This window comes from Aeromonas sp. QDB68, assembly GCF_027707405.1.
GTDB classification, from domain to species: domain Bacteria; phylum Pseudomonadota; class Gammaproteobacteria; order Enterobacterales; family Aeromonadaceae; genus Aeromonas; species Aeromonas caviae.
This window is the reverse complement of sequence record NZ_JAPCIQ010000003.1, coordinates 111,466-133,485: the sequence shown is the minus strand read 5'-3', so window position 1 is coordinate 133,485 and position 22,020 is coordinate 111,466. Positions and strand designations below refer to the sequence as shown.

25 protein-coding genes and 1 pseudogene are annotated in these 22,020 nt (G+C 62.8%); 20 read left to right on the top strand and 6 right to left on the bottom strand.

Annotated features, from left to right (window positions below):
• Positions 1–37 precede the first annotated feature (37 nt).
• The 9 genes from thpR to PG892_RS01990 all read left to right on the top strand — a co-directional run bounded on the left by thpR (position 38) and on the right by PG892_RS01990 (position 7,146).
• Positions 38–583, top strand: coding sequence for an RNA 2',3'-cyclic phosphodiesterase (gene thpR, locus PG892_RS02030; protein ID WP_210600814.1), 546 nt, complete (start codon positions 38–40; stop codon positions 581–583).
• The gene (sfsA, locus tag PG892_RS02025) at positions 580–1,323 is read left to right on the top strand and encodes a DNA/RNA nuclease SfsA (RefSeq protein ID WP_210600813.1); all 744 of its coding nucleotides are present in this window, start codon (positions 580–582) and stop codon (positions 1,321–1,323) included. The genes thpR and sfsA overlap by 4 nt, the downstream gene beginning before the upstream one ends.
• A 119-nt stretch (positions 1,324–1,442) precedes the next feature.
• Positions 1,443–1,892, top strand: a complete 450-nt coding sequence (dksA, locus tag PG892_RS02020; protein WP_029314801.1) for an RNA polymerase-binding protein DksA — start codon at positions 1,443–1,445, stop codon at positions 1,890–1,892.
• Between the two features lie 109 nt (positions 1,893–2,001).
• Complete coding sequence (gene gluQRS / locus PG892_RS02015; RefSeq protein WP_223933724.1) at positions 2,002–2,904, top strand: tRNA glutamyl-Q(34) synthetase GluQRS; 903 nt, start codon at positions 2,002–2,004, stop codon at positions 2,902–2,904.
• Positions 2,905–3,003: 99 nt separating this feature from the next.
• Entirely contained in the window at positions 3,004–4,503 is a 1,500-nt protein-coding gene (pcnB, locus tag PG892_RS02010) for a polynucleotide adenylyltransferase PcnB (RefSeq protein ID WP_210600822.1), read from the top strand.
• Positions 4,504–4,513: 10 nt separating this feature from the next.
• Positions 4,514–5,011, top strand: coding sequence for a 2-amino-4-hydroxy-6-hydroxymethyldihydropteridine diphosphokinase (gene folK / locus PG892_RS02005; protein ID WP_045521936.1), 498 nt, complete (start codon positions 4,514–4,516; stop codon positions 5,009–5,011).
• A gap of 20 nt (positions 5,012–5,031) precedes the next feature.
• The gene (gene panB, locus PG892_RS02000) at positions 5,032–5,826 is read left to right on the top strand and encodes a 3-methyl-2-oxobutanoate hydroxymethyltransferase (RefSeq protein ID WP_042864977.1); all 795 of its coding nucleotides are present in this window, start codon (positions 5,032–5,034) and stop codon (positions 5,824–5,826) included.
• A gap of 97 nt (positions 5,827–5,923) precedes the next feature.
• Positions 5,924–6,778: a pantoate--beta-alanine ligase gene (gene panC / locus PG892_RS01995; protein ID WP_039040846.1), complete on the top strand. Its 855-nt coding sequence runs from the start codon at positions 5,924–5,926 to the stop codon at positions 6,776–6,778.
• 20 nt (positions 6,779–6,798) lie between these two features.
• Entirely contained in the window at positions 6,799–7,146 is a 348-nt protein-coding gene (locus PG892_RS01990) for a putative quinol monooxygenase (RefSeq protein WP_210600811.1), read from the top strand.
• Positions 7,147–7,207: 61 nt separating this feature from the next.
• Here PG892_RS01990 and PG892_RS01985 read toward each other — a convergent pair whose 3' ends face one another.
• From PG892_RS01985 to hpt, 3 genes are all read right to left on the bottom strand, one after another.
• Positions 7,208–7,981 carry an ABC transporter permease gene (locus PG892_RS01985; protein WP_010675577.1) on the bottom strand — a complete coding sequence of 258 codons (774 nt, stop codon included), beginning with the start codon at positions 7,979–7,981 and terminating at the stop codon, positions 7,208–7,210.
• Entirely contained in the window at positions 7,978–8,895 is a 918-nt protein-coding gene (locus PG892_RS01980) for an ABC transporter ATP-binding protein (protein WP_045521939.1), read from the bottom strand. Before PG892_RS01980 ends, PG892_RS01985 begins: the two co-directional genes overlap by 4 nt.
• A gap of 112 nt (positions 8,896–9,007) precedes the next feature.
• Entirely contained in the window at positions 9,008–9,538 is a 531-nt protein-coding gene (gene hpt, locus PG892_RS01975) for a hypoxanthine phosphoribosyltransferase (RefSeq protein ID WP_010675579.1), read from the bottom strand.
• Positions 9,539–9,739: 201 nt separating this feature from the next.
• On the opposite strand from hpt, the gene PG892_RS01970 reads away from it, so the two are divergent.
• Complete coding sequence (locus PG892_RS01970; RefSeq protein WP_029314803.1) at positions 9,740–10,354, top strand: TetR/AcrR family transcriptional regulator; 615 nt, start codon at positions 9,740–9,742, stop codon at positions 10,352–10,354.
• 73 nt (positions 10,355–10,427) lie between these two features.
• Here the strand turns inward: PG892_RS01970 and PG892_RS01965 are convergent, their stop codons facing one another.
• Positions 10,428–11,039, bottom strand: coding sequence for a flavin prenyltransferase UbiX (locus tag PG892_RS01965; RefSeq protein ID WP_042864976.1), 612 nt, complete (start codon positions 11,037–11,039; stop codon positions 10,428–10,430).
• On the bottom strand, positions 11,036–12,406 hold the full coding sequence (mpl, locus tag PG892_RS01960; RefSeq protein WP_210600810.1) for a UDP-N-acetylmuramate:L-alanyl-gamma-D-glutamyl-meso-diaminopimelate ligase: 1,371 nt from the start codon (positions 12,404–12,406) through the stop codon (positions 11,036–11,038). Before mpl ends, PG892_RS01965 begins: the two co-directional genes overlap by 4 nt.
• Positions 12,407–12,639: 233 nt before the next feature.
• On the opposite strand from mpl, the gene ppa reads away from it, so the two are divergent.
• Complete coding sequence (ppa, locus tag PG892_RS01955; protein WP_005335667.1) at positions 12,640–13,170, top strand: inorganic diphosphatase; 531 nt, start codon at positions 12,640–12,642, stop codon at positions 13,168–13,170.
• Positions 13,171–13,195: 25 nt separating this feature from the next.
• Here ppa and PG892_RS01950 read toward each other — a convergent pair whose 3' ends face one another.
• Complete coding sequence (locus PG892_RS01950) at positions 13,196–13,546, bottom strand: hypothetical protein (protein ID WP_010675583.1); 351 nt, start codon at positions 13,544–13,546, stop codon at positions 13,196–13,198.
• A 123-nt stretch (positions 13,547–13,669) separates the two neighbouring features.
• Between PG892_RS01950 and PG892_RS01945 the strand changes: the two genes are divergently transcribed.
• From PG892_RS01945 to PG892_RS01905, 9 genes and pseudogenes are all read left to right on the top strand, one after another.
• Complete coding sequence (locus PG892_RS01945) at positions 13,670–14,548, top strand: hypothetical protein (protein ID WP_210600809.1); 879 nt, start codon at positions 13,670–13,672, stop codon at positions 14,546–14,548.
• 204 nt (positions 14,549–14,752) lie between these two features.
• Positions 14,753–15,295 (top strand): YtfJ family protein, encoded by a 543-nt coding sequence (locus tag PG892_RS01940; protein WP_010675585.1) that lies wholly within the window; start codon positions 14,753–14,755, stop codon positions 15,293–15,295.
• A 43-nt stretch (positions 15,296–15,338) separates the two neighbouring features.
• Positions 15,339–15,629, top strand: a complete 291-nt coding sequence (locus PG892_RS01935; RefSeq protein ID WP_109112833.1) for a hypothetical protein — start codon at positions 15,339–15,341, stop codon at positions 15,627–15,629.
• Positions 15,630–15,665: 36 nt separating this feature from the next.
• Positions 15,666–16,256: a DUF2796 domain-containing protein gene (locus PG892_RS01930; RefSeq protein ID WP_109112832.1), complete on the top strand. Its 591-nt coding sequence runs from the start codon at positions 15,666–15,668 to the stop codon at positions 16,254–16,256.
• A 4-nt stretch (positions 16,257–16,260) separates the two neighbouring features.
• Positions 16,261–16,947, top strand: a complete 687-nt coding sequence (locus PG892_RS01925) for an ABC transporter ATP-binding protein (protein WP_201957025.1) — start codon at positions 16,261–16,263, stop codon at positions 16,945–16,947.
• Positions 16,948–17,005: 58 nt separating this feature from the next.
• The gene (locus tag PG892_RS01920; RefSeq protein WP_223933741.1) at positions 17,006–18,253 is read left to right on the top strand and encodes an ABC transporter permease; all 1,248 of its coding nucleotides are present in this window, start codon (positions 17,006–17,008) and stop codon (positions 18,251–18,253) included.
• Positions 18,254–18,284: 31 nt separating this feature from the next.
• Positions 18,285–18,761 carry a DUF3299 domain-containing protein gene (locus PG892_RS01915; protein ID WP_109422197.1) on the top strand — a complete coding sequence of 159 codons (477 nt, stop codon included), beginning with the start codon at positions 18,285–18,287 and terminating at the stop codon, positions 18,759–18,761.
• Between the two features lie 121 nt (positions 18,762–18,882).
• Complete coding sequence (locus tag PG892_RS01910) at positions 18,883–19,731, top strand: TIGR03899 family protein (RefSeq protein ID WP_210600808.1); 849 nt, start codon at positions 18,883–18,885, stop codon at positions 19,729–19,731.
• Positions 19,732–19,968: 237 nt separating this feature from the next.
• Positions 19,969–21,598: pseudogene (locus PG892_RS01905) on the top strand (methyl-accepting chemotaxis protein).
• Positions 21,599–22,020 lie beyond the last annotated feature (422 nt).

Below are 22,020 nucleotides of genomic sequence, written 5' to 3'. Positions count from 1 at the left end.
CCTTATCCGATGCCCATCACGAGGACCAACACGCCGCATGCCCAAACTCTTCTTTGCCCTGCCCCTGCCAGAGCTTGCCCCCGAGCTTGCGACCTGGCGAGACCAGCGCCCCTGGCCCGGCCAGCCGGTGCCCGAGAGCAACCTGCACCTGACCCTGGCCTTTCTCGGGGAGGCCGACGAAACGACCCAGGCTCGCCTGATCGCGGCCGCCGAGCGACAGCACTGTCCCCCTTTCAGCGTCCATCTGGATCAAACCGGCTGGTTTCAGCGCGCCAAAGCCGCCTGGGTGGGGCCCGGTGAGTGGCCGAACGAGCTGACCGTGCTCGCGAGGGCGCTGCGCCGCCACGGTGAAAAACTCGGGCTGGGCAACGGCGAGCAGGGCTATCGCCCCCACGTCACCCTGTCGCGCAAGGCGGGCGAGGCCCCCGGCGAGCTGCCTGCGCCGGATTTTCTGCTCAGGGCCGATCGCTTCTGCCTCTATCAATCCGTCAGCACGCTGGACGGCGTCCACTACGAACCGCTCGCCTGCTGGCCCCTGCGGGCCCGCGTCAAAAAACCGCACCGCGAGGAGCTCACCCCATGATCTTCGATCCCCCCCTGCAGTCCGGGCAGCTGATCTCCCGCTACAAGCGCTTCCTGACGGATGTGGCGCTCGACAACGGCGAGGTGATCACCATCCACTGCGCCAATACCGGTGCCATGACCGGCTGCGCCCTGCCGGGCACCCGGGTCTGGTACTCCACATCCGACAACCCCAAGCGCAAGCTGCCAAACAGTTGGGAAATCGCCGAGAGCCCGGCGGGTCACTTCATCTGCGTCAACACGGCCCGTGCCAACCAGATCGCCCGGGAGCTCATCGAACAGGGCGCTCTCGCCCCCCTGGCAGGCTATGCCAGGCTGCGCACCGAAGTGAAATACGGGGAAGAGAACAGCCGCATCGACCTGCTGCTGGAAGATGACCACAGGCCGGATTGTTACATCGAGGTGAAATCCGTCACCCTGCTCGACGAGCGGGAGCAACACGGCATGGGGTACTTCCCCGATGCGGTCACCACCCGCGGCGCCAAGCACTTGCGTGAATTGATGGCCATGAAGGCGGCAGGGCACCGGGCCGTGCTGCTGTTCATGGTATTGCACTCCGGCATCGCGAGAATGCGCCCTGCAGCCCATATCGATCCGCACTATAGTCAGCTTGTTGAACAGGCGATGGCGGCAGGGGTTGAAATTTTATGCTATCGCCCCCATGTTGGTGTGCAGGGCATGGTGGCTCAGGATTTTATCCCATTTGAATCTGACCATATGCTACCCGAGGGCAGAGAATAAATGCAGAAGTGGGTAACATTATTGATAAGGCTTGTTTGCCTCCCGTTGACCCTTCTGCTATAGATGTCGCCCTCAATTTATGGATGGCACGGGTAGCGTGCTGAATTAGGAGACAGGGCATGCCAACAGGCGAAAACAGGAAATCTCTGGGCCCCCTGGCCATTGCGGGTGTAGAGCCTTACCAGATGAAAGCCGGTGAGGAGTACATGAATGACCAACAGAAGGTACATTTTCGCAAGATCCTGGGAGCCTGGCGCAACCAACTGATGCAGGAAGTTGACCGCACCGTCGACCACATGAAGGATGAGGCTGCCAACTTCCCGGATCCCGTGGATCGCGCCGCGCAAGAAGAAGAGTTTGCTCTCGAACTGCGCACCCGCGACCGTGAACGCAAGCTGATCAAGAAGATCGAGAAAACCTTGCTGCTGCTCGAAGAAGATGACTTCGGTTACTGCGAGCATTGCGGCATCGAGATCGGCATCCGCCGTCTGGAAGCCCGTCCGACCGCAGACCTCTGCGTGGACTGCAAGACGCTGGCCGAGATCAAGGAAAAACAGATGGCTGGCTGATGCCGCCCATCCACAGGAACGAAAAGGGAGCCCAGGCTCCCTTTTTTATTGAGCTTTTGGTCGGGCCGTCCCAGAATGCAGCCTCAATGCATCGCCTACCCGAATTGCCATGGTCATGACATCCCCCCCCTCCCGACGCCCCTATGTGGGCCGCTTCGCCCCCTCACCGTCCGGTCCGCTCCACTTCGGCTCCCTGGTCGCCGCCCTTGGCAGCTTCTTGCAGGCCAGGGCGCAGCAGGGACGCTGGCTGGTGCGCATCGAAAACATCGACCCCCCGCGGGAGATGCCGGGAGCGGCTGACCTTATCCTCACCACCCTGGAGGCACACGGTCTTGGCTGGGATGGGGAGGTGATGTTCCAGAGCGCGCGCCATGGCCGCTATGACGAGATCATCGATCAGCTCTATCGGGCCGGGGATCTCTACTGGTGCCGCTGTACCCGACGCGAAATCATGGCCGCAGGGGGGTTCTACAACGGTCATTGCCGCCCCCTGGGGCTGACCGCCGAGGGGTGTGCCGCCCGTTTGCGCCAGCACCAGCCGGTCTATCGGTTCGAGGATGCGCTTCAGGGAGAGATCACCGTCCCCGCGGCGCTGGCGGAGGAGGACTTCATCGTGCGCCGCCGGGACGGGCTCTACGCCTACAACCTGGCGGTGGTGGTGGATGACATGGACAGCGGCATCACCGAGATCGTCCGTGGCGCCGATCTGCTGGAGCCCACCGTGCGCCAGATAGCCCTCTACCAGACCCTGGGGGCTGCCGTCCCCGATTGGGTGCACCTGCCACTGGCGGTGCAAGCGGATGGCAACAAGCTCTCCAAGCAGAACCATGCGCCGGCGCTGTCGCAGGACGAGGTACGACCGGCCCTGTGGCAGGCACTGCATTTTCTCGGTCAGTGCCCGCCGCCCGAGCTGATGGCGTGCCGGATCGACGAGATCATCGGCTGGGGCATCGCCCACTGGCAGCTGGCCCGGGTACCCCGCCAACAGAAGATCCCGCAAGGGCAAAGCTAGCCCCGGCTGCATTTCTTGCCCCAAAAGGACCAATCAAGGGGAAGCAGGCCACACCGTTTCTCATTTGGTTGGGGCTGAGCTATGATAGGCCGCTATTTTTTGGCCTCCCGTCAATTTGAAGTCATAACGAGGTGTACCATTTTTTCCCAGATCGCAAACTTTTGCCGCAAAGTGCTCGGCAAGGAAGACGGCGAGCAGTCGGTGGAGTCCCCCATTCCGGCCCGTGTCGCCGGACAGCGCCGTACCTTGAGCCGTGACCAGCACCCGATTTCGCGCAAAGAGATCAGCGAGAATGCCCTCAAGGTGCTCTATCGCCTGAACAAGGGGGGCTATGAGGCCTACCTGGTCGGCGGCGGCGTCCGTGACCTGCTGCTCGGGAAGACCCCCAAGGATTTCGACATCGCCACCGACGCGACGCCGGAGCAGATCAAGGCGCTGTTCAGCAACTGCCGCCTCATCGGCCGCCGTTTCCGCCTGGCCCACATCGTCTTTGGTCGTGACGTGATCGAAGTGGCCACCTTCCGGGGTCACCACCATCAGGTCAATACCAGCAAGCATGTGTCGGCCCAGTCCAATGAAGGCATGCTGCTGCGGGACAACGTCTACGGCACCATCGAAGAGGATGCCGAGCGTCGCGACTTTACCGTCAACGCTCTCTACTACAGCGCCAAGGATTTCACCCTGCACGATTTCGAGGGTGGGCTGGAAGACCTGGCCGCGCGTAGACTGGAGCTCATCGGCGACCCCGAGACCCGCTACCGGGAAGATCCGGTGCGGATGCTGCGTGCCGTGCGCTTCGCCGCCAAGCTCGACATGACCATCAGCCCGCGCACCGCCGCGCCCATCCGGGAGCTGGCCCCGCTGCTGCAGGACATCCCGGCCGCCCGCCTGTTCGAGGAGACCCTCAAGTTGTTCCTGGCGGGGGACGGTCTGGCCACCTACAAGCTGCTGCGGGAATACGGGCTGTTCCAGCCGCTGTTCCCCCAGGTAGCCGCCCTGTTCACGCCCCACGGCAACTCGCCCTACGAGCAGTTCATCGAGCAGGCGCTGATGGACACCGATACCCGGGTCCGTGAAGAGAAGCGCGTCACTCCCGCCTTCCTCTACGCCACCCTGCTGTGGGGCGCCGTCGAGGCCCGCGGCCGCGTGCTGGAAAACGAGAGCGGTCTGCCCTGGTACGATGCCTTCATGCTGGCCATCAACGAGGTGCTCGACAACCAGGTGAGGATCATCGCCGTGCCGCGCCGCTTCACCACGGACGTGCGCGACATCTGGGCCCTGCAGCAGCGCCTGACCCGCCGCCAGGGCAAGCACCCCGAGCGCGCCATGGAGCACCCGAAATTCCGTGCGGCCTTCGACTTCCTGTTGCTGCGCAACCGGGTCGAGCGCGGCCTCGGCGAGCTGGCGAGCTGGTGGGAGCGCTATGTGGCCTCCAACCCGGATGTGCGCCCGCAACTGCAACGGGAGGCGACCCGCCGCCCGGCAAGCGGTGAGCGCGGTCAGGCCGGTGAGGCCCGCAGCAACGATGGCGAGAAGCGCAGCGGCAATGGCCGCAACCGCCGTCGCCCCCGCCGCCGCAAGCCGAAGTCGGCAGAGTAAGGATCCGCCGATGATCGAGGTCTTCGTCGCCATCGGCTCCAACCTGGCCGACCCCCTCGGCCAGGCTCGTCGCGCCATCGCCGCGCTGGCGACCCTGCCTGAGTCCGAGCTGCTGCAGACCTCCCACCTTTACGGCAGCCGCCCCATGGGCCCTGCGGATCAGCCGGACTACATCAATGCCGTGGCGCGCCTTGCCACTCGCCTCAGCCCTCTGGCGCTACTGGACGAGCTGCAGCGCATCGAGCAGGCACAGGGGCGAGTGCGCAAAGATGAGCGCTGGGGCCCCCGGACCCTGGATCTCGATCTGCTGCTGTACGGTGACGAGGTCATCCGACATGAGCGCCTGACTGTGCCTCACTATGGCATGAAGGAGCGGGAGTTCGTCCTGCTGCCCCTTGCCGAGATAGCCCCCTCCCTGGTGCTGCCCTGCGGCACCCCGCTCACCGAACTGGTTGCCCGCTGCCCGCGCAATGGACTCGCGATCCTGGCCGGTGCAGCAGGCGAGTAGAGAAGAGTAGGAACAACGTAATGAGCAAGATCACCATTACCCACCTGCAGAAGATGAAGCAGGACGGACAGAAAATCACCGCCATCACCGCCTATGACGCCACCTTCGCCAAGCTGTTCGACGACGAGGGCGCCCAGGTGCTGCTCATCGGCGACTCCCTCGGCATGGTATTGCAGGGCGGAGACGACACCCTGGCGGTCAGCATGGACGAGATGGTCTATCACACCCGCTGCGTGGTGCGCGGCACCACCAATGCCCTGGTGGTGACCGACATGCCGTTCATGAGCTACGCCACCCCGGAGCAGACCTACCAGAACGCGGCGCGCCTGATGGCGGCCGGTGCCCGCATGGTGAAGATGGAAGGGGGGGACTGGCTGTGCGACTCCATCCGCCACCTGACCCGCAACGGGGTGCCGGTGTGCGGCCATCTCGGCCTGACCCCGCAATCCGTCCACGTGTTTGGCGGCTTCAAGGTGCAGGGGCGCGACGAGTTCCACGCCCAGGAGATCTACCGCCAGGCGCTGGAGCTGCAGGCGGCCGGCATCCAGTTGCTGGTGCTCGAGTGCGTGCCCGTCTCTCTGGCAGAGCGCATCACCAAGGCGCTGCGCATTCCGGTGATCGGCATCGGTGCCGGCCCTGCCACCGACGGCCAGATCCTGGTGATGCACGATGCCTTCGGCATCACCTCGGGTTATGTGCCCAAGTTCACCAAGAACTTCCTGGCCGAGACCGGTGACATGCGTGCCGCCATTCGTCTCTACGTGCAGCAGGTGAGCGAGGGGACCTTCCCCGGCCCCGAGCACTGCTTCAACTGACTTTCTGTCGTCATGAGCGCGGGGGCCTGTGCCCCCCGTCTCGCCCTCCCCCCTGACGGCCCCCTCTTTTATTGATTCATCTGAAGGTGAACTGACGATGTTGGTTGTGAACAATCCCGCCGCGCTGCGCGAGCAGATCGGTCAATGGCATCGCGAAGGCCGCGCCATCGCATTCGTGCCCACCATGGGCAATCTGCATCAGGGTCATCTCACCCTGGTCGAGGAGGCCCGCCGCCATGGCGACAAGGTGGTGGTCAGCATCTTTGTGAACCCCTTGCAGTTCGACAAGGCCGAGGATCTCGCCAACTACCCCCGCACCCTGGAGCAGGATTGCGCCGCCCTGGAGGCCGCCGGTGTCGACCTGGTCTTCACCCCGACGCCGGAGATCATGTATCCCCAGGGGCTCGCCAGCCAGACCTTCGTCGAGGTGCCCGGCATCTCCAGCCTGCTGGAAGGGGCGCTGCGTCCGGGGCATTTTCGCGGGGTCAGCACCGTGGTCACCAAGCTGTTCAATCTGGTACAGCCGAACGTGGCCTGCTTTGGCGAGAAGGATTACCAGCAGCTCGCGCTCATTCGCAAGATGGTGGCCGACATGGCCATGCCCATCGAGATCGTGGGCGTGCCGACCGTGCGGGCCGAAGACGGGCTGGCCCTCTCTTCGCGCAACGGCTATCTGACCGCTGCCGAACGGGCCATCGCTCCCGAGCTCGCGCGCACCATGAACTGGATTGCCGGGCAGATTGAAGCGGGGAACAGTCACCTCCCCTCCCTGGTTGCCCAGGCCAGCCAACGCCTCGACAACGCGGGATTCAGGACGGATGCCATCGACATCGTCGATGCCGACACCCTGGAATCCGCCAGCGCCGAGAGCCAGCGCCTGGTGATCCTGATGGCCGCCTATCTGGGCAAGGCCCGCCTCATCGACAACCGGGTCGTCGCCCTGCGGGGTTGAGACACGGCAAGGAGACCACGATGTCCAAGAAGGTTTACTGCATCGCCCAGTTCCAACCCAAGCCGGGCCAGGAGCAGGCCCTGTTCCGCGTCCTGCAAAGGCTCGAACCCGACACCCTGCGTGAAGATGGCTGCCTGCAGTACATCGTCACCCGCCATATCCAGAGCCCCTTTGCCGAGGGGGAGAGCTTCCCCATCGTCTTCAACGAGATCTGGCGCGACATGGCGAGCTTCGAGGCCCACTGCCAGCGCGCCGGTATCAAGGCCTTCTTCGAGCGCTACTGCCTCGCGGATGATGGCCTCGCGGCCAAGTGGAACGTCTGCGTCTACAGCGACGAGCCCGCGGACTACGATGCCCCGGCGCTCTGAGACCGACATGTGCAAATAAAAAGGCGCCCGAGGGCGCCTTTTTGCTGGCAGGTGCTGCGCCTCAGTGGCGCAGACCGGTGCCGCGGGAGATGAGCCACCAGGCCATCCCGTAGAGCACCAGGATGAAGCCGATGATGATGAGATAGGCGGTGCCCAGGGGCACGTCCGAGATCCCGAGGAAGCCGTAGCGGAAGGCGTTCACCATGTAGATGATGGGGTTCACCTGGGAGACCCCCTGCCAGAACGGCGGCAGCAGGGTGATGGAGTAGAAGACGCCCCCCAGATAGGTCAGGGGAGTCAGGATGAAGGTCGGGATGATGCTGATGTCATCGAACGACTTCGCGAACACCGCGTTGATGAGCCCCCCCAGGGAGAAGAGGATGGAGGTGAGCAGCACGGTCACGCAGACGCTGAACAGGTGATGGATCTGCAGCGGCACGAAGAACAGCGACACCAGGGTGACGATGAGGCCGACACAGAGGCCGCGCGCCACGCCACCGCCCACATACCCCGCGATGATGATGTAGTTGGGCACCGGCGCCACCAGCAGCTCCTCCACGTTGCGCTGGAACTTGGCGCTGTAGAAGGAGGAGGCGACGTTGGAGTAGGAGTTGGTGATGACCGACATCATGATGAGGCCGGGCACGATGAACTCCATGTAGCTGAAGCCCCCCATGTCACCGATGCGCGAGCCGATGAGGTTGCCGAAGATGACGAAGTAGAGGCTCATGGTGATGGCGGGCGGCACCAGGGTCTGGATCCAGATCCGGGTGAAGCGGCTCACTTCCTTGGCCAGAATGCTCTTGAAGGCGATGTAATAGGTCATGGGGTTCATGCTTTGCGACCCTCCTCTACCAGATTGACGAACAGCTCTTCCAGCCGATTCGCCTTGTTGCGCATGCTGAGCACCTTCACCCCCTGGGCGGAGAGCTGCTCGAACAGGCTGTTGAGGGACTGGCTCTTCTCCAGCTCCACTTCCAGGGTGTTCTCATCCTGCATCCGGCCGTTGAACTCGGGCAGGGCCGGTACGCTGGAGCCCGGCACCAGATCCAGCAGGAAGGTCTCGCGACCCAGCTTGCCGAGCAGGCTCTTCATGCTGGTGTTCTCGATGAGACGGCCCTTGTCGATGATGCCGATGTTGCGGCACAGCATCTCGGCCTCTTCCAGGTAGTGGGTGGTCAGGATGATGGTCACCCCCTGCTCGTTGAGATCCTTGAGGAAACTCCACATGGAACGGCGGATCTCGATGTCCACCCCGGCGGTCGGCTCATCCAGGATCAGCAGCTTGGGCTCATGCATCAGGGCGCGGGCAATCATCAACCGGCGCTTCATGCCACCGGAGAGAGTGCGGGCCGCCATGTCGCGCTTGTCCCACAGATCGAGCTGACGCAGGTACTTCTCGGCGCGCACCTTGGCCTCGGCCCGCGGCACTCCATAGAAACCGGCCTGGTGAGTCACTATCTGGCTCACCTTCTCGAACTGGCTGAAGTTGAACTCCTGGGGCACTAGGCCGAGCTGGGACTTGGCCAGCTCCAGATCGGTATCGATGTCATGACCGAATACCTTCACCTTGCCGGCACTCTTGTTGACCAGTGAGCTGATCACGCCGATGGTGGTGGATTTGCCCGCCCCGTTGGGACCGAGCAGGGCGAAGAAATCCCCCTGTTTGACGGTGAGATCGATGCCCTTGAGGGCTTCGACGCCCCCCTGATAGGTCTTCTTCAGACCGCTGATTTCCAATGCGTTCATTGCAACCCCTGTGATGGATGAGCCCATCTCGAGACAGAAAAGGCGGCTGTGACGCCGCCTGAAGACAGTCGATGGCGGGCCGGCCAGCCTGCCTTGCTACTTCGGACCCGGCTTACTCTTGCGGTACCACCTTGCCAATGAAAGGCAGGTTACGGTACTTCTGGGCGTAGTCAATGCCACAGCCCACCACGAACTCGTCCGGGATGGAGAAGCCAAGCCAGTCCACCGGCACCTGAACCTCGCGGCGGGACGGTTTGTCCAGCAGGGTGCAGATGGCCAGGGATTTCGGCTCGCGCAGGGAGAGGATCTCGCGCACCTTGTTGAGGGTGTAACCGGTGTCGATGATGTCCTCCACGATCACCACGTCCTTGCCTTTGATGTCGTCATCCAGATCCTTGAGGATGCGCACGTCACGGGTACTGTGCATGCCGGAGCCATAGCTGGAGGCAGTCATAAAGTCCAGGGTGATGGGCAACTGGCACTGACGGCAGAGATCCGCCAGGAAGACGCAGGAGCCGCGCAACAGGCCGATCATGACCACTTCCTCGGAGCCCTGGTAACGGGCGGTAATCTCTTCACCCAGCGTGGCGATCCGGGCTGCAACCTCGGCCTCGGGGATCATCACCTCGACAATGTGTTTCATCACATACTCCAATAATGACCAAAGGGTTATTGGCCGTTCATTAACGTCAAAACCGAGGATTCTACCACTCCAACCAGTGGGCGTCAGGCATACGTGATGCTTTTATCGGCTTATTTTAATTGATAGAGTTAGCAAGCCTTCGGGCATTATCGGTGACAATACTATAAACACCATAATCAATAACTATTAGATGAAAAAACTATGGAACCACGCGCAGAAATAAGACGTCGAACCCGGCTTTCGCCGGAGGCTCGCCGTGATCAATTGATGGAGTGTGCCGTCGAGGTATTTTCCCGTCGCGGCATCGGCCGTGCCGGGCATGCCGAAATAGCCGAACAGGCAAAGGTCTCGGTTGCGACCGTTTTTAACTATTTCAATACTCGTGAAGATCTGGTCGACGAAGTGCTGACAGAAATCGAAGCCTTCGTACAGCAGATCCTCGAACAGGCCTACAACGGTCAGGGCTCCGCCAGGGAGAGCATTCACCGCCACGTGAAGCTGTTCGTTGACGCCGCCTATGACAAGCCCGATCACGCCAGCATCTGGCTGGAGTGGAGCTCCTCGGTGCGGGAAGAAGTGTGGCCTCGCTACACCCGGCTGCTGGACAAGGCGCTGGAGCGCATTGCCCCCCACCTGCAACGGGCCATCGACAACGGCGAGATCCAGAGCGTGCTGTCGGCGCAGGATCTGGCCCGCTCCCTGACCGGTTTTGGCTATGTGATGATGCAGATGATCAATCAGCCGCAGCGTCCGAGCCGGGAAGAGGTGACGGATTTCCTGTTCAAGTACGTGACGGCCCCCATCCAGGCCAGCTGACTCGTGCTGATGTTGACAAAGCGGCGCCGGGCTTTACAGCCCGGCGCCGCTTTTTTGTCCGCTCCCCGCCGTATCAGTGGTTTGCATAACCCCAGCGACTGGTCAACTCATGCTCGACACCCAGATGATCGAGGATGCGGGCGACCATGAAGTCCACCAGATCCTCGATGCTTTTGGGTTCATGGTAGAACCCTGGCGCCGCCGGCATGATGGTCACGCCAAGACGGGCAAGCTTGAGCATGTTCTCCAGATGGATCGCCGAGAAGGGGCTCTCCCGGGGCACCAGAATCAGCTGGCCCCGCTCCTTGATCACCACGTCCGCCGCCCGCTCTAGCAGGTTGTCCGAGGTGCCGTTGGCAATGGCCGAGACGGTGCCCATGGAGCAGGGGCAGACCACCATCTGTTTGGGGGCCGCCGAGCCGGAAGCCACCGGCGAGAACCACTCCTCCTTGCCGCAGGCGACGATCTGACCCTCTTTGGCACCATAATGGCGACAGAGGTACGCAGACAGCTCCCTGGGGGAGCCCGGCCAATCCTGCTGCTGCTCGGTCTTGAGCACAACCCTGGCCGCCGAGGAGGCGAGCAGGAAGACCCGATAGTCCGCCTGCACCAGGCATTCCAGCAGGCGCAGGGCATAGGGAGCGCCGGAGGCGCCGGTCAGCGCCAGGGTGATGGCCTTGTTCATGATGCGCTCTGCAGCTCCTTTAGGCGGGCGATCAGCTTGTCGTGAATGCCGCCGAAGCCGCCGTTGCTCATGATCAGAATATGATCCCCTGGGCGGCTCTCGGCCACCAGGGCGCCAATCAGGGCATCAAGGGCCTCGAATACCCGGGCAGGCCGGGTCATGTGGGCCGTCACCTCCCCCAGATCCCAGCCGATGTTGGGGGGCTGGAAGAAGAACACCTGGTCGGCACCGTCGAAGCAACCGGCCAGCTCCTCCTTGTGAACCCCGAGCTTCATGGTGTTGGAGCGGGGCTCCAGCACCGCCAGGATGCGGGCCTTGCCCACCTTGGCGCGCAGCCCGCCCAGGGTGGTCTCGATGGCGGTGGGGTGATGGGCAAAGTCGTCATAGACGCTGATGCCGGCCACTTCCCCTTTCAGCTCCATGCGCCGCTTGGGGGACTTGAACTGGCAGAGGGCGTTGATCCCGTGCTCCACCATGACACCGGCATGGCGGGCGGCGGCGATGGCCATCAGACCGTTGTTGACGTTGTGCTCGCCGATGCACTCCCAGTGCACCTCCCCCTGTTTTTCACCATCCAGCCACACCTCGAAGGCGGAGCCGTCATCGGCCAGCTTCACCGCCTTCCACTTGGCGTCGTCCTGGCCCACCAGCTCCACCTCGCTCCAGCAGCCCATCCCGCGCACGGCGGTAAGGTTGTCATCACCTTTGGGGAAGAGCACCCGGCCGTTGCTCGGCACGGTGCGCATCAGGTGGTGGAACTGACGCTGGATGGCGGCGAGATCCGGGAAGATGTCAGCGTGGTCGAACTCCAGGTTGTTCATCACCAGGGTGCGCGGGTGGTAGTGGACAAACTTGGATCGCTTGTCGAAGAAGGCGCAGTCATATTCGTCCGCTTCAATCACAAAGAAGGGAGCCGAGCCGAGACGGGCGGAAACCGGGAAGTTGCCCGGCACGCCGCCGATGAGGAAACCGGGTTCCAGCTTGGCATACTCCAGCACCCAGGCCAGCATGCTGGCGGTGGTGGTCTTGCCATGGGTGCCCGCGACGGCCAGCACCCAGCGATCCTTCAGCACGTGCTCCAGCAGCCACTGAGGGCCGGAGATATAGGGCAGATTGCGGTCCAGCACATATTCCACACAGGGGTTGCCACGGCTCATGGCATTGCCGATCACCACCAGATCCGGCGCCGGATCGAGCTGGGAGGGGTCGTAGCCTTCGGTCAGTTCGATGCCCTGTTGCTCGAGCTGGGTGCTCATGGGGGGATAGACGTTGGCGTCAGAGCCGGTCACCCGATAGCCAAGCTGTTTTGCCAACACCGCCAGACCACCCATGAAGGTGCCGCAGATCCCGAGAATGTGAATGTGCATACCGCTGCCTTTTCCAGTAAAGGGAGTGCGCATTCTAGGGTCTGTTGACCCGGTGGCACAAGCCGCGCCCATGGGGAGCGAAGGCATCGGTGCCCGCAGACGACAGAAATCGGGCAAGCGCGGGGAAAAGCCACCCTCCAACACACCACCCGGCCCTTGAAATATGGTCATTTGACGGGACATCGCTATAATGTCGGCCTGCAAACTTGACTCCAACACTCAAAGGAAACGTCATGAGCCTGAACCTGGTACCGGCCGGCAAGAGCCTGCCTGACGACATCTACGTCATCATCGAAATCCCGCAGAACGCCGACCCGATCAAATACGAAGTCGACAAGGACAGTGGCGCCATCTTCGTTGACCGTTTCATGTCCACCCCGATGTTCTACCCGTGCAACTACGGTTACGTGAACGCCACCCTGTCCCTAGACGGGGATCCGGTCGACGTGCTGGTTCCGACTCCCTACCCGCTGCTGGCCGGCTCCGTCATCCGCTGCCGCCCGGTCGGCGTGCTGAAGATGACCGACGAATCTGGCGAAGACGCCAAGATCGTGGCCGTACCCCACTCCAAGCTGACCAAGCAGTACGATCACATCCAGGATGTGAACGATCTGCCCGAGCTGCTGAAAGCTCAGATCCAGCACTTCTTCGAGCGCTACAAAGAGCTGGAAGCGGGCAAGTGGGTCAAGGTGGAAGGTTGGGGCGACAAGGCCGCTGCCGAAGCCGAGATCAAGACCTCTGCCGAGCGTTACGCTGCAAAATAAGCGTATTCCTCGCAAAAAAGGCGCCTTATGGCGCCTTTTTTATGGGTCGTTGCGGGGACGCTCCGGGGGGATCCCCCTGGATATAGAGGTCGCGCCCGTTTTGCCGATAGGGGCGGTAATAGTCATCACCGCAGCGATATTCCTGACCGGCACCTCCCACCAGATCGCAGTTGACCGGCAGCACCTCCAGCCACTTGATGGCCTGCTGGAAGCGCAGCCACTCCTGCCATTCATGCTCCCGGGCCAGCTGATCCCGCAGGGCGAAGGTATCCGCGCTGGACAATCCCTGATTGACGATGACCTGCCCCGCCAGCGCCGGCGTGGCCACCAATATCAGCAGAAACCGTGAAACAAGCTTCATGATGATTTCCCCCATGACTTATTTCCTGAATTAAATTTAAAGTCAGATCAGATAATTACCAATATATCTGTCACCAGACCAATCCAAATGCCGGTCACTCACCTAGTTGTTTATTATCAACCTAGGCGGAGGCGCACCATGAAACTGGCACAAGGCTTTCTGTGCAGTCTGCTCTTCGGCACCATGGTGCAGGCCAACGAGATCAACCTGAGCTGGCAGTGGCAATCTGCGGATGGTCAGCAAAAGCACCTGCAATTGACGGCGGATGAGCGCACCTTTTCAGCCAGCCGTCACGAGATGACACAGCTCGACACCGCCCTCAACTTCCCGCTGGAAACACTCTACTCCTACATCAGTCCGCGCCTCTACAACAGCATCAACCAGATCAACCAGCACAGCCCGGAGACGGCCACCAAGTTCCGCAACCTGGAACAGGCCTTTACCCTGCACGACAGCAGCCTCGAATCCGCCCAGTTCTGGCAGGCCTACCGGCAATATCAGGAGGACGCCTTCTACGAAATGCGGGTCCAGCCCTGCGTGCACCCGGCCAACCAGAAGCTGCCCTGTGTGCGCCCCAACTACTCCCAGCTGTTCTATCAGTTCAAGGGAGACCTCAAACCCCTGGCACAGCAGTTTTCGGCCAAGGATCTCGCCACCAGCGTCACCCTGCTGCAGGAGTGGCTGAGCGGCATCCCCACCCCGCCCGAGCAGATGGACCACTTCGCTCCGCCCTTGCAGGCCCTGCAGGACAACAAGGCCGACAGCGACGAGAAGGCGCTGCTCATGGCCAGTCTGCTGGCGGAGCTGGCGCCCCAGTACAGTCTCAGCATCATCTATCCGAACATCAGCATCGGCAGCGTCTCGCCGGCCTGGCTCGCCATCACGGCCGACAGCGGCCTTGAGGGAGACACCCTGGTGATCGGCAATCAGCGCCACGTGCTGCTCACCGGTTCTCCCCTGCTGGCCCAGCAGATGACCATGGCCCAGATTCCCTTGATCAGCGAACCGCTCTACTAGCCTCTTCTGACCATCACTTGCTTTTGATGGATGACATGCCATCCTTGCCGCCGTCATTGGGGGATGGCGCCCATGTTGACAAGATCACCGTCGCACCCTGCATTATTTAACACTTTTTAAACAGATCCGATCAGTTTAGGATGTTCAGGGTCCCATTCCCTCGACCCAAAAATCGTTATAACATCACAAAGGAGTGTCATCCGGATGAAACATCTCGTGCTTACTCTGGCGCTGCTGCCAACCCTGGTCATGGCCCACAACATCAAGGAATCAACCCAGGTGCCGCTGGTCAACATCAGCGACAAGGGGGAGCTGGTGCTCAAGGAGAAGGAGATCAGCTATCAGCCCTGGCAGAGCAAGGTCCTGACCGGCAAGGTCTTCCTGATCCAGCACATCGCGGGTCGCTCCAGCGCCAAGGAGCTCAATGCCCCCATGATCGAGGCGATCAAGGCGGCCAAGCTGCCCCACGACAAGTACCAGACCGTCACCATCATCAACAGCAATGACGCCATCTGGGGCACGTCCGGTTTCGTGAAGAGCAGTGCCGAGGACAGCAAGAAAGAGTTCCCCTGGTCCGCCATGGTGCTGGATGCCAAGGGGATGGCCCGCAACGCCTGGGCGCTCACCCCGGAAAGTTCGGCCATCATACTGCTGGATAAAGAGGGCAAGGTGCTGTTTGCCAAAGATGGCCAGCTCGATGCCGCCGAGATAACCAAGGTGATGGGGCTCATCCAGTCCCATCTCTGAATCAGAGAGAAGGGCGCTGATGGCGCCCTTTCCACAAGGGTCTATGGGTCGTTCCACACTGACAATCTGGGTGTTGCTGCTGGGCTGGTTGTGGATGCAACCGGCGCTGGCACAGCACCCTCTTGAAGCTGCCCTGCCCGATCACGGTCATGCCTGCACCTTCTGCGTCCTGCATCTGGATGGCAAGCTGGCACTGACGCCGACCCCCGTTCTCCCTTCCCTCTCCTTTGGCATCGACCGGTATATCGGCACTCCCCAACCGAGGGCGGCCACCGGCACCACGGGACATCGCCGTATCCGCGCCCCGCCGCCCCTTCATTGTTTCTTTTTTTGAACCAATCTTTTCTCTATTTATTCAAAAGGATTAACGATGAAAGCAGTCACCCTGTTGCTGGCCGCTGCCGCCTTCGGCGCCCAGGCCCATCACGACGAACACGAAAGCCACAGCCACGGTGCCCATGAGCACGGTCACGGCCACCTCAACCTGGTACTCGACGGCAACCAGCTGATGATCGAGTTGCAGGCCCCTGCCGCCGATCTGGTGGGCTTCGAGCATGCCGCCAACACCGATGAGGAGAAAGCGCAGTATGCCAAGGCGGTGGCCCGCCTCCAGCAGCCCGACGCCCTCTTCCGTTTCGACCCGGCCGCCGGCTGCAAGCTGACCCAGCAGGAGCTGCAGGCCGCCAAGGAAGATCATGACCATGAGCACGAGCACGAGCACGAGCACGAGCACGACAAGGCTGATGGCGCTCACGATGAACACCATCACGACGACGCGGGCCATGCGGACATGGGAGCCATGTACACCTACACCTGCGCTACCCCGGCCAAGCTCACCGGTCTCGAGGCCACCCTGTTCAGCCTCTACCCGAGCCTGGAGAAGCTGAGCGTGCAGGGCATACTGCCCACCGGCCAGACCGCCGCCGAACTGACTCCGTCCGCCAACAAACTGGGCTGGTAACACCATGAAACATGCCGTGGTTGAGATCCGTGATCTGGCCTTTGCCTGGCCGGGTCACGAAGCCGTCCTCGATCTGCCCGCCCTTCGCATCCACGAGGGTGAGCGCGTCTTCATCAAGGGCCCATCGGGTTGTGGCAAGTCCACCCTGCTTGGGTTGCTGGCCGGTATCCAGACCGCCAACCACGGCACCCTGGAAGTGCTGGGCCAGCCCCTGGCCCGGCTTTCCGGCCGCGCCCGTGACCAGTTCCGGGCGGCCAATCTGGGGTACATCTTCCAGCAGTTCAATCTGCTGCCGTTTCTCTCGGTGCAGGACAACGTCACCGCTGCCCTCACCTTTTCACCCGCCAAGCGGGCCCGCCTGACAGGGAGCCCCGAGCAGGAGGCGCGCCGCCTGCTGGCAGAACTGCAACTGCCGGATGAGGCGCTCCATCACCCCGTCCACGCCCTCAGCATCGGCCAGCAGCAGCGAGTCGCCGCCGCCCGCGCCCTGATAGGCTCCCCTCCTCTGGTGATAGCCGACGAGCCCACCTCGGCCCTGGACACCGACAACCGGGCCGCCTTCATCCGGCTGCTGTTCGAGGAGTGTGACAAGCAGGGATCTACCCTGGTCTTCGTCAGTCACGATCCCTATCTGGAGCCCCTCTTCCCCCGGGTGGAGAACCTGCAACAGCTCAACCGGAGGGCGGCATGACCACACGCCATCATTTCGCAGCCCGTCCGGCCATCTCCCCTTCACTGCGGAGGCTCTCATGCTGAAACTCGCCCTGCAAAGTCTCTGGGCCCGTCGCCTCACCGCCGGGCTCACCCTGCTGGCCGTCGCCATCAGCGTCACCCTGCTGCTCGGGGTGGAGCGGGTGCGCAGTCAGGCACGGGACAGCTTCGCCAACACCGTCTCGGGCACCGATCTCATCGTCGGCGCCCGCTCCGGTCAGGTGAACCTGCTGCTCTATTCGGTGTTTCGCATCGGCAACCCCACCAACAACGTGGGCTGGGACTCCTACCAGGCCATCAAGGCCAGGCCCGGTATCGCCTGGACCATCCCCCTCTCCCTTGGCGACTCCCACAAGGGGTTTCGCGTGCTCGGCACCAATGGGGACTACTTCACCCACCTGAAGTACGGCCAGCAGCAGGCGCTCGTCCTGCGCGAAGGCCGCCCCTTCGAAACACCGTTTGAAGCGGTGCTGGGTGCCCAGGTGGCCGAAAAGCTCGGCTATCACCTGGATCAATCCATCGTCATCGCCCATGGCGCCGGCAACACCTCGTTCAGCCAGCACGACAACATGCCGTTCAAGGTGGTGGGGATCCTGGCCCCCACCGGCACCCCCATCGATCGCACTATCCATGTGCCGCTGGCGGGCATAGAGGCGATCCATCTGGGCTGGGACACCGGTCGTCACAGCAAGAACGTGACCCCGGAACAGGCGATGGCGCTGGATCTCACCCCCAAGACCATCACCGCCTTCATGGTGGGGCTGAGCAACCGGATCCTGGCGTTCCAGTTGCAGCGCAGCGTCAACACCTATCCCAAAGAGCCCCTGATGGCCATCCTGCCGGGAGCCGCCCTGCAGGAGCTCCGGGGGCTGATGAGCGTGGCGGAGACCGCCCTGTCGGTGATCGCGGGCTTCGTGGTGGTGGCGGGCCTCATCGGCATGCTGACCACCCTGCTCGCCGGCCTCAACGAGCGGCGCCGCGAGCTCGCCATTCTGCGCTCCCTGGGGGCGGGCCCTGCCCACCTCTTCCTGCTGCTGGCGCTGGAGGCGATGGCGCTCACCACGGCGGGCATCGCCCTCGGGGTGGCCGCACTCTATCTCGGGCAGGGGCTTGCTAGCCCCTGGCTGCTCAGCCACTATGGCCTGCAAATGAGCCTGGGTCTGCCGAGCGCCTATGAGTGGCAACTGCTGGGCCTGGTCTGGCTGGCGGGCATGGTGATCGGGCTGCTGCCTGCCGCCCGCGCTTACCGCTACAGCCTGAGCGACGGCATGAGCATTCGCGTCTGACCCGACGCATCCGACCAAGAGAGAAGAACAGATGATGAAGTGGAAAATAGTGGCGCTGCTGACCAGCCTGCTGGTGCTGCCTGCCATGGCCGCAGATTACAAGACCATCGACTGGGATATCCTCATCCCGGAGGGGGAAAAACTGCTGCCACCGCCCCAGGTCAGCCATGATGGCGACTTCTCCTCGGTGCCGCAGCCGGTGGGGGGCGTCAACAAGAAGCTGGACAATCAGGAGGTGCGGATCCCCGGGTTCGTGGTGCCCCTGGAAGGGGATGCCAAGACCATCACCGCCTTCCTGCTGGTCCCCTACTTCGGCGCCTGCATTCACGTGCCGCCCCCGCCCACCAACCAGGTGATCTACGTGAGCTACCCCAAGGGGGCGCCGGTGGATGACCTCTGGGACGCCATCTGGGTCAAAGGCAAGATGCACACCGTCAGCTCCAGCCACGAGATGGCCACCGCCTCCTACTCCATGGACGCGGTCGAGGTCAGCGTCTACGAAGAGTGAGCCCCTGATGGCCTCCCCCGGGAGGCCATTTTTTTATCCCGTGACGACCCCGGCAAAGGGATTGTTCATGGATCTGGTTGGAGTAACATTCACTACCAGACCTTGCCATCACGGAGCCAGCATGGCTGACCTGCCCCCCAAGAAAGAGAGTTCCATCCTGAGCAGCCAGGAGCAGACCCTGCGCCTGGCCCGCAGCCGCGGCATCGATGGCATGCTCACCCGCAACAGCGACAGCACCTTCGAGCAGCGCGCCACCTTTCGCCATCTGGCGGATCAGGCTACCCGCCAGCGCAATCTGGAAGCCATCATGGTGATGGCCTCCCGTCATTGTGAAGAGACCGCCGCCGGCGGCGAGATAGACAGCGACTGGCTCACCCGCTTCCTGCAACTGGCCGAAGACATCAGCATGACCCCCATGCAGCAGTTGTGGGGCCGCATCTTCGCCCTGGAAGTGGCGACCCCGGGCCGCTTCTCCATCCGGGCCCTCAACACCCTCAAGGAGATGACCCAGCGCGAAGCCCAGCTGTTCCAGCGCATCTGCGCCCTCTCCTGCCACTACGAGGGCAGCGACGAACAGCGCCTGCTGCTGGGCATGCACAAGGGGGCCAGCCTGCTCAGTCGCGCCAAGGTCACCCGGATGGGGCTCGGCAAATACCGGGTACCCTACAGCGCCCTGCTGCTGCTGTGCGATCTCGGGCTGCTGCACCGTGGCGAGCTCGAATCCGGTCCCCTGCCCGCCGACGGGGTCGAGCTGGCCTTTGGCAACCAGCGCTGGCGTCTGCGCCAACGCCAGAGCAACCTCACCCTGCTCTATTACCGGCTCACCCCCATCGGCAACGAGCTTGCCCTGCTGCTGGACGAGCCCCCTTTGGAGGAGTACCTGCAGGATCTGAAGACCCTGCTCTCCACCCACCTGCTGATAGAGACCCAGATACCGACCCCGGTCAGCGAGCCGGATCTGCCCGCCTGAGGCTGGCGGAGGCCCCGGCCCCGCCTTGCCAAATTGCGAAACCCGCCCCGCCATTGCCAAAACGGCTCCCAAAAAGCGAATCCTGACGGCAGGGGCGGACGCGAGCCCGGGCCCTGTTCCCCCATCTACGGGCTTTGAGCACAAAAGAGACATATAGAACGCAATTTAAGCGTTTTTGGGCACTCTGGTGTACGAATTGCAACCAGACTCTCTTTCCTCTGTCAGGCAGGAAGTACCATGAGAGTCAATCAACCCGTTACCCAGCGTGAGCGCCTCTACCCGTCGCACCAGAACCTGATTTCCACCACGGATCTGGAGAGCCGCATCACCTATGCCAACGACGAGTTCTGCCAGATAGCCGGCTTCACCCTGGAGGAGCTGCAAGGGGCCCCTCACAACCTGGTCCGCCACCCCGACATGCCGCCCCAGGCGTTTGCCGACATGTGGCGCCATCTGCGGGAAGGCAAAAGCTGGATGGGCCCGCTCAAGAACCGCTGCAAGAACGGGGATCACTACTGGGTCAACGCCTTCGTCACCCCCATTCAGGACGCAAGCGGCAAGGTGGTGGAGTACCAGCCGGTGCGCACGGCGCCGGACGACGCGGTCAAGCAGCGTGCGGAGCGGGTCTATGACGAGATGCGCCGCGGCAAGACCCCCCGGGCCCTGCGCCTGCCCCCCCTGCTGCCACACCCTGGGGATCCACCTCTGCCTGATGGCGCTGCTGGCCAGTCTGGTCACCCTCGGCTATCAGCACGGCCCGGGCTGGCCTCTGCTCATCGGCGCCCTGCCCCTGGTGGTTGCGCTCGTCATCTGCCAGACCCTCTCCCGGCGCCTCGCCCGGCTGGAGACCCTGGCCCGCCACCGTTTCGACAACCCCTTGATGCAACTGCTGTATACCGGCCGGGTCGATCGTCTGGCTGCCGTCGAGCTCGCCATGAAGATGAACCAGGCCGAGTTCAATGCGGTGCTGGCCCGCACCCAGCAGACCTGCCAGCAGCTCGTGCAGGCGGCGCAGACGGATCTGAACAATGCCGAGTCCATCACCGGCAACCTGCAACAACAGCAGGCCCAGACCAACCAGGTCGCGACCGCCATCACCGAGATGACGGCGTCCATTCGCGAGGTCTCCCACAGCTCGAGCGCCTCCTCGGACAGCCTGGACAACACCGCCGTGCTGTTTCGGGAGGGCAATCGCAGCGTGCTCGATACCGTGGCGGCGGTGGAAGGGGTTCACGGCGAGCTGCTCACCTCCCGCGCCGTGATAGAGGCGCTGGCCAGCCAGTGCCGCGCCATCGACGGCATCCTGGACGTCATCAACAACATCGCCAACCAGACCAACCTGCTGGCCCTCAATGCGGCCATCGAAGCGGCCCGGGCAGGCGAGTCCGGTCGCGGCTTCTCGGTGGTGGCGGACGAAATCCGCACCCTGGCCATCAAGACCCAATCCTCCACCGGCGAGATCCAGCAGATGATAAGCCTCTTGCAGGCCAGCGCCGACGATGCCCAGCAGGCCATGGAGCAAGGGGAGCAGCTCTCCGCCAGTTGCCGCCTCAAGGCCGCCGCCACTGGCGATATCCTGCAACAGATAAGCGAACGCCTGTTGCAGGTGACCGCAGGCAGCAACCAGATAGCCCAGGCGGTGCAGGAGCAATCCCTGGTCACCCAGGACATCCACCACAGCGTGCTGGACATCAAGCGTCTGGCCGACGACTCCAGCCAGGGCAGCCGCCACGCCGTGCAGGGCATCATTGCCCTCGTGAAGCAGCTCGGGGATCTGGAGCGGCTGGTGCGCCAGTTCCAGCAGCATCCCGCCACCCGGCCAACCAGTGCCGCCCTGACCAGCGGCCAACCCCTGCTCGCCCGCTAAGCCTTCACGGAGGAAACCAGACCCAAAGACCGTGCGCTAACAATAAAAACGGGCCCCTGCCGTCACCGGCAGCGGGCCCCTCTTTTGAGTGGAGCATGGGCGTCTGAGCGGGTTTCAAATTCGAGTCCTCGACTGAACCCGCGGCTCTTTCGCCCCCTCCCAACCACCTGCTCGCCCGTGCCAGGCCACCCCTCTCGGCTGCACCGCATGGCACTCGGCAGGGCAATGACCTCGCTCACTCTCCCATCCATACACCGTGAATCGTGGGCCTTGAGCGGGAAAGCGGGAACGCGTTGCGCCTTGAGAGCCTTCTTATCCAACCTGACGCAGGCCCCGCTGTCCCCCCAATTTATTGATCTTGCCCGAGAAATCACCCGATCCCCCTTCCCTAACCAGCTCCGTTCGGTAACATGGCAATCGGG

Coding starts and splice junctions, on each gene's coding strand:
- thpR (WP_210600814.1), top strand. CDS start 38: ATGCCCAAACTCTTCTTTGCCCTGCCCCTGCCAGAGCTTGCCCCCGAG.
- sfsA (WP_210600813.1), top strand. CDS start 580: ATGATCTTCGATCCCCCCCTGCAGTCCGGGCAGCTGATCTCCCGCTAC.
- dksA (WP_029314801.1), top strand. CDS start 1,443: ATGCCAACAGGCGAAAACAGGAAATCTCTGGGCCCCCTGGCCATTGCG.
- gluQRS (WP_223933724.1), top strand. CDS start 2,002: ATGGTCATGACATCCCCCCCCTCCCGACGCCCCTATGTGGGCCGCTTC.
- folK (WP_045521936.1), top strand. CDS start 4,514: ATGATCGAGGTCTTCGTCGCCATCGGCTCCAACCTGGCCGACCCCCTC.
- panB (WP_042864977.1), top strand. CDS start 5,032: ATGAGCAAGATCACCATTACCCACCTGCAGAAGATGAAGCAGGACGGA.
- panC (WP_039040846.1), top strand. CDS start 5,924: ATGTTGGTTGTGAACAATCCCGCCGCGCTGCGCGAGCAGATCGGTCAA.
- PG892_RS01990 (WP_210600811.1), top strand. CDS start 6,799: ATGTCCAAGAAGGTTTACTGCATCGCCCAGTTCCAACCCAAGCCGGGC.
- PG892_RS01985 (WP_010675577.1), bottom strand. CDS start 7,981: ATGAACCCCATGACCTATTACATCGCCTTCAAGAGCATTCTGGCCAAG.
- PG892_RS01980 (WP_045521939.1), bottom strand. CDS start 8,895: ATGAACGCATTGGAAATCAGCGGTCTGAAGAAGACCTATCAGGGGGGC.
- hpt (WP_010675579.1), bottom strand. CDS start 9,538: ATGAAACACATTGTCGAGGTGATGATCCCCGAGGCCGAGGTTGCAGCC.
- PG892_RS01970 (WP_029314803.1), top strand. CDS start 9,740: ATGGAACCACGCGCAGAAATAAGACGTCGAACCCGGCTTTCGCCGGAG.
- PG892_RS01965 (WP_042864976.1), bottom strand. CDS start 11,039: ATGAACAAGGCCATCACCCTGGCGCTGACCGGCGCCTCCGGCGCTCCC.
- mpl (WP_210600810.1), bottom strand. CDS start 12,406: ATGCACATTCACATTCTCGGGATCTGCGGCACCTTCATGGGTGGTCTG.
- ppa (WP_005335667.1), top strand. CDS start 12,640: ATGAGCCTGAACCTGGTACCGGCCGGCAAGAGCCTGCCTGACGACATC.
- PG892_RS01950 (WP_010675583.1), bottom strand. CDS start 13,546: ATGGGGGAAATCATCATGAAGCTTGTTTCACGGTTTCTGCTGATATTG.
- PG892_RS01945 (WP_210600809.1), top strand. CDS start 13,670: ATGAAACTGGCACAAGGCTTTCTGTGCAGTCTGCTCTTCGGCACCATG.
- PG892_RS01940 (WP_010675585.1), top strand. CDS start 14,753: ATGAAACATCTCGTGCTTACTCTGGCGCTGCTGCCAACCCTGGTCATG.
- PG892_RS01935 (WP_109112833.1), top strand. CDS start 15,339: ATGGGTCGTTCCACACTGACAATCTGGGTGTTGCTGCTGGGCTGGTTG.
- PG892_RS01930 (WP_109112832.1), top strand. CDS start 15,666: ATGAAAGCAGTCACCCTGTTGCTGGCCGCTGCCGCCTTCGGCGCCCAG.
- PG892_RS01925 (WP_201957025.1), top strand. CDS start 16,261: ATGAAACATGCCGTGGTTGAGATCCGTGATCTGGCCTTTGCCTGGCCG.
- PG892_RS01920 (WP_223933741.1), top strand. CDS start 17,006: ATGCTGAAACTCGCCCTGCAAAGTCTCTGGGCCCGTCGCCTCACCGCC.
- PG892_RS01915 (WP_109422197.1), top strand. CDS start 18,285: ATGATGAAGTGGAAAATAGTGGCGCTGCTGACCAGCCTGCTGGTGCTG.
- PG892_RS01910 (WP_210600808.1), top strand. CDS start 18,883: ATGGCTGACCTGCCCCCCAAGAAAGAGAGTTCCATCCTGAGCAGCCAG.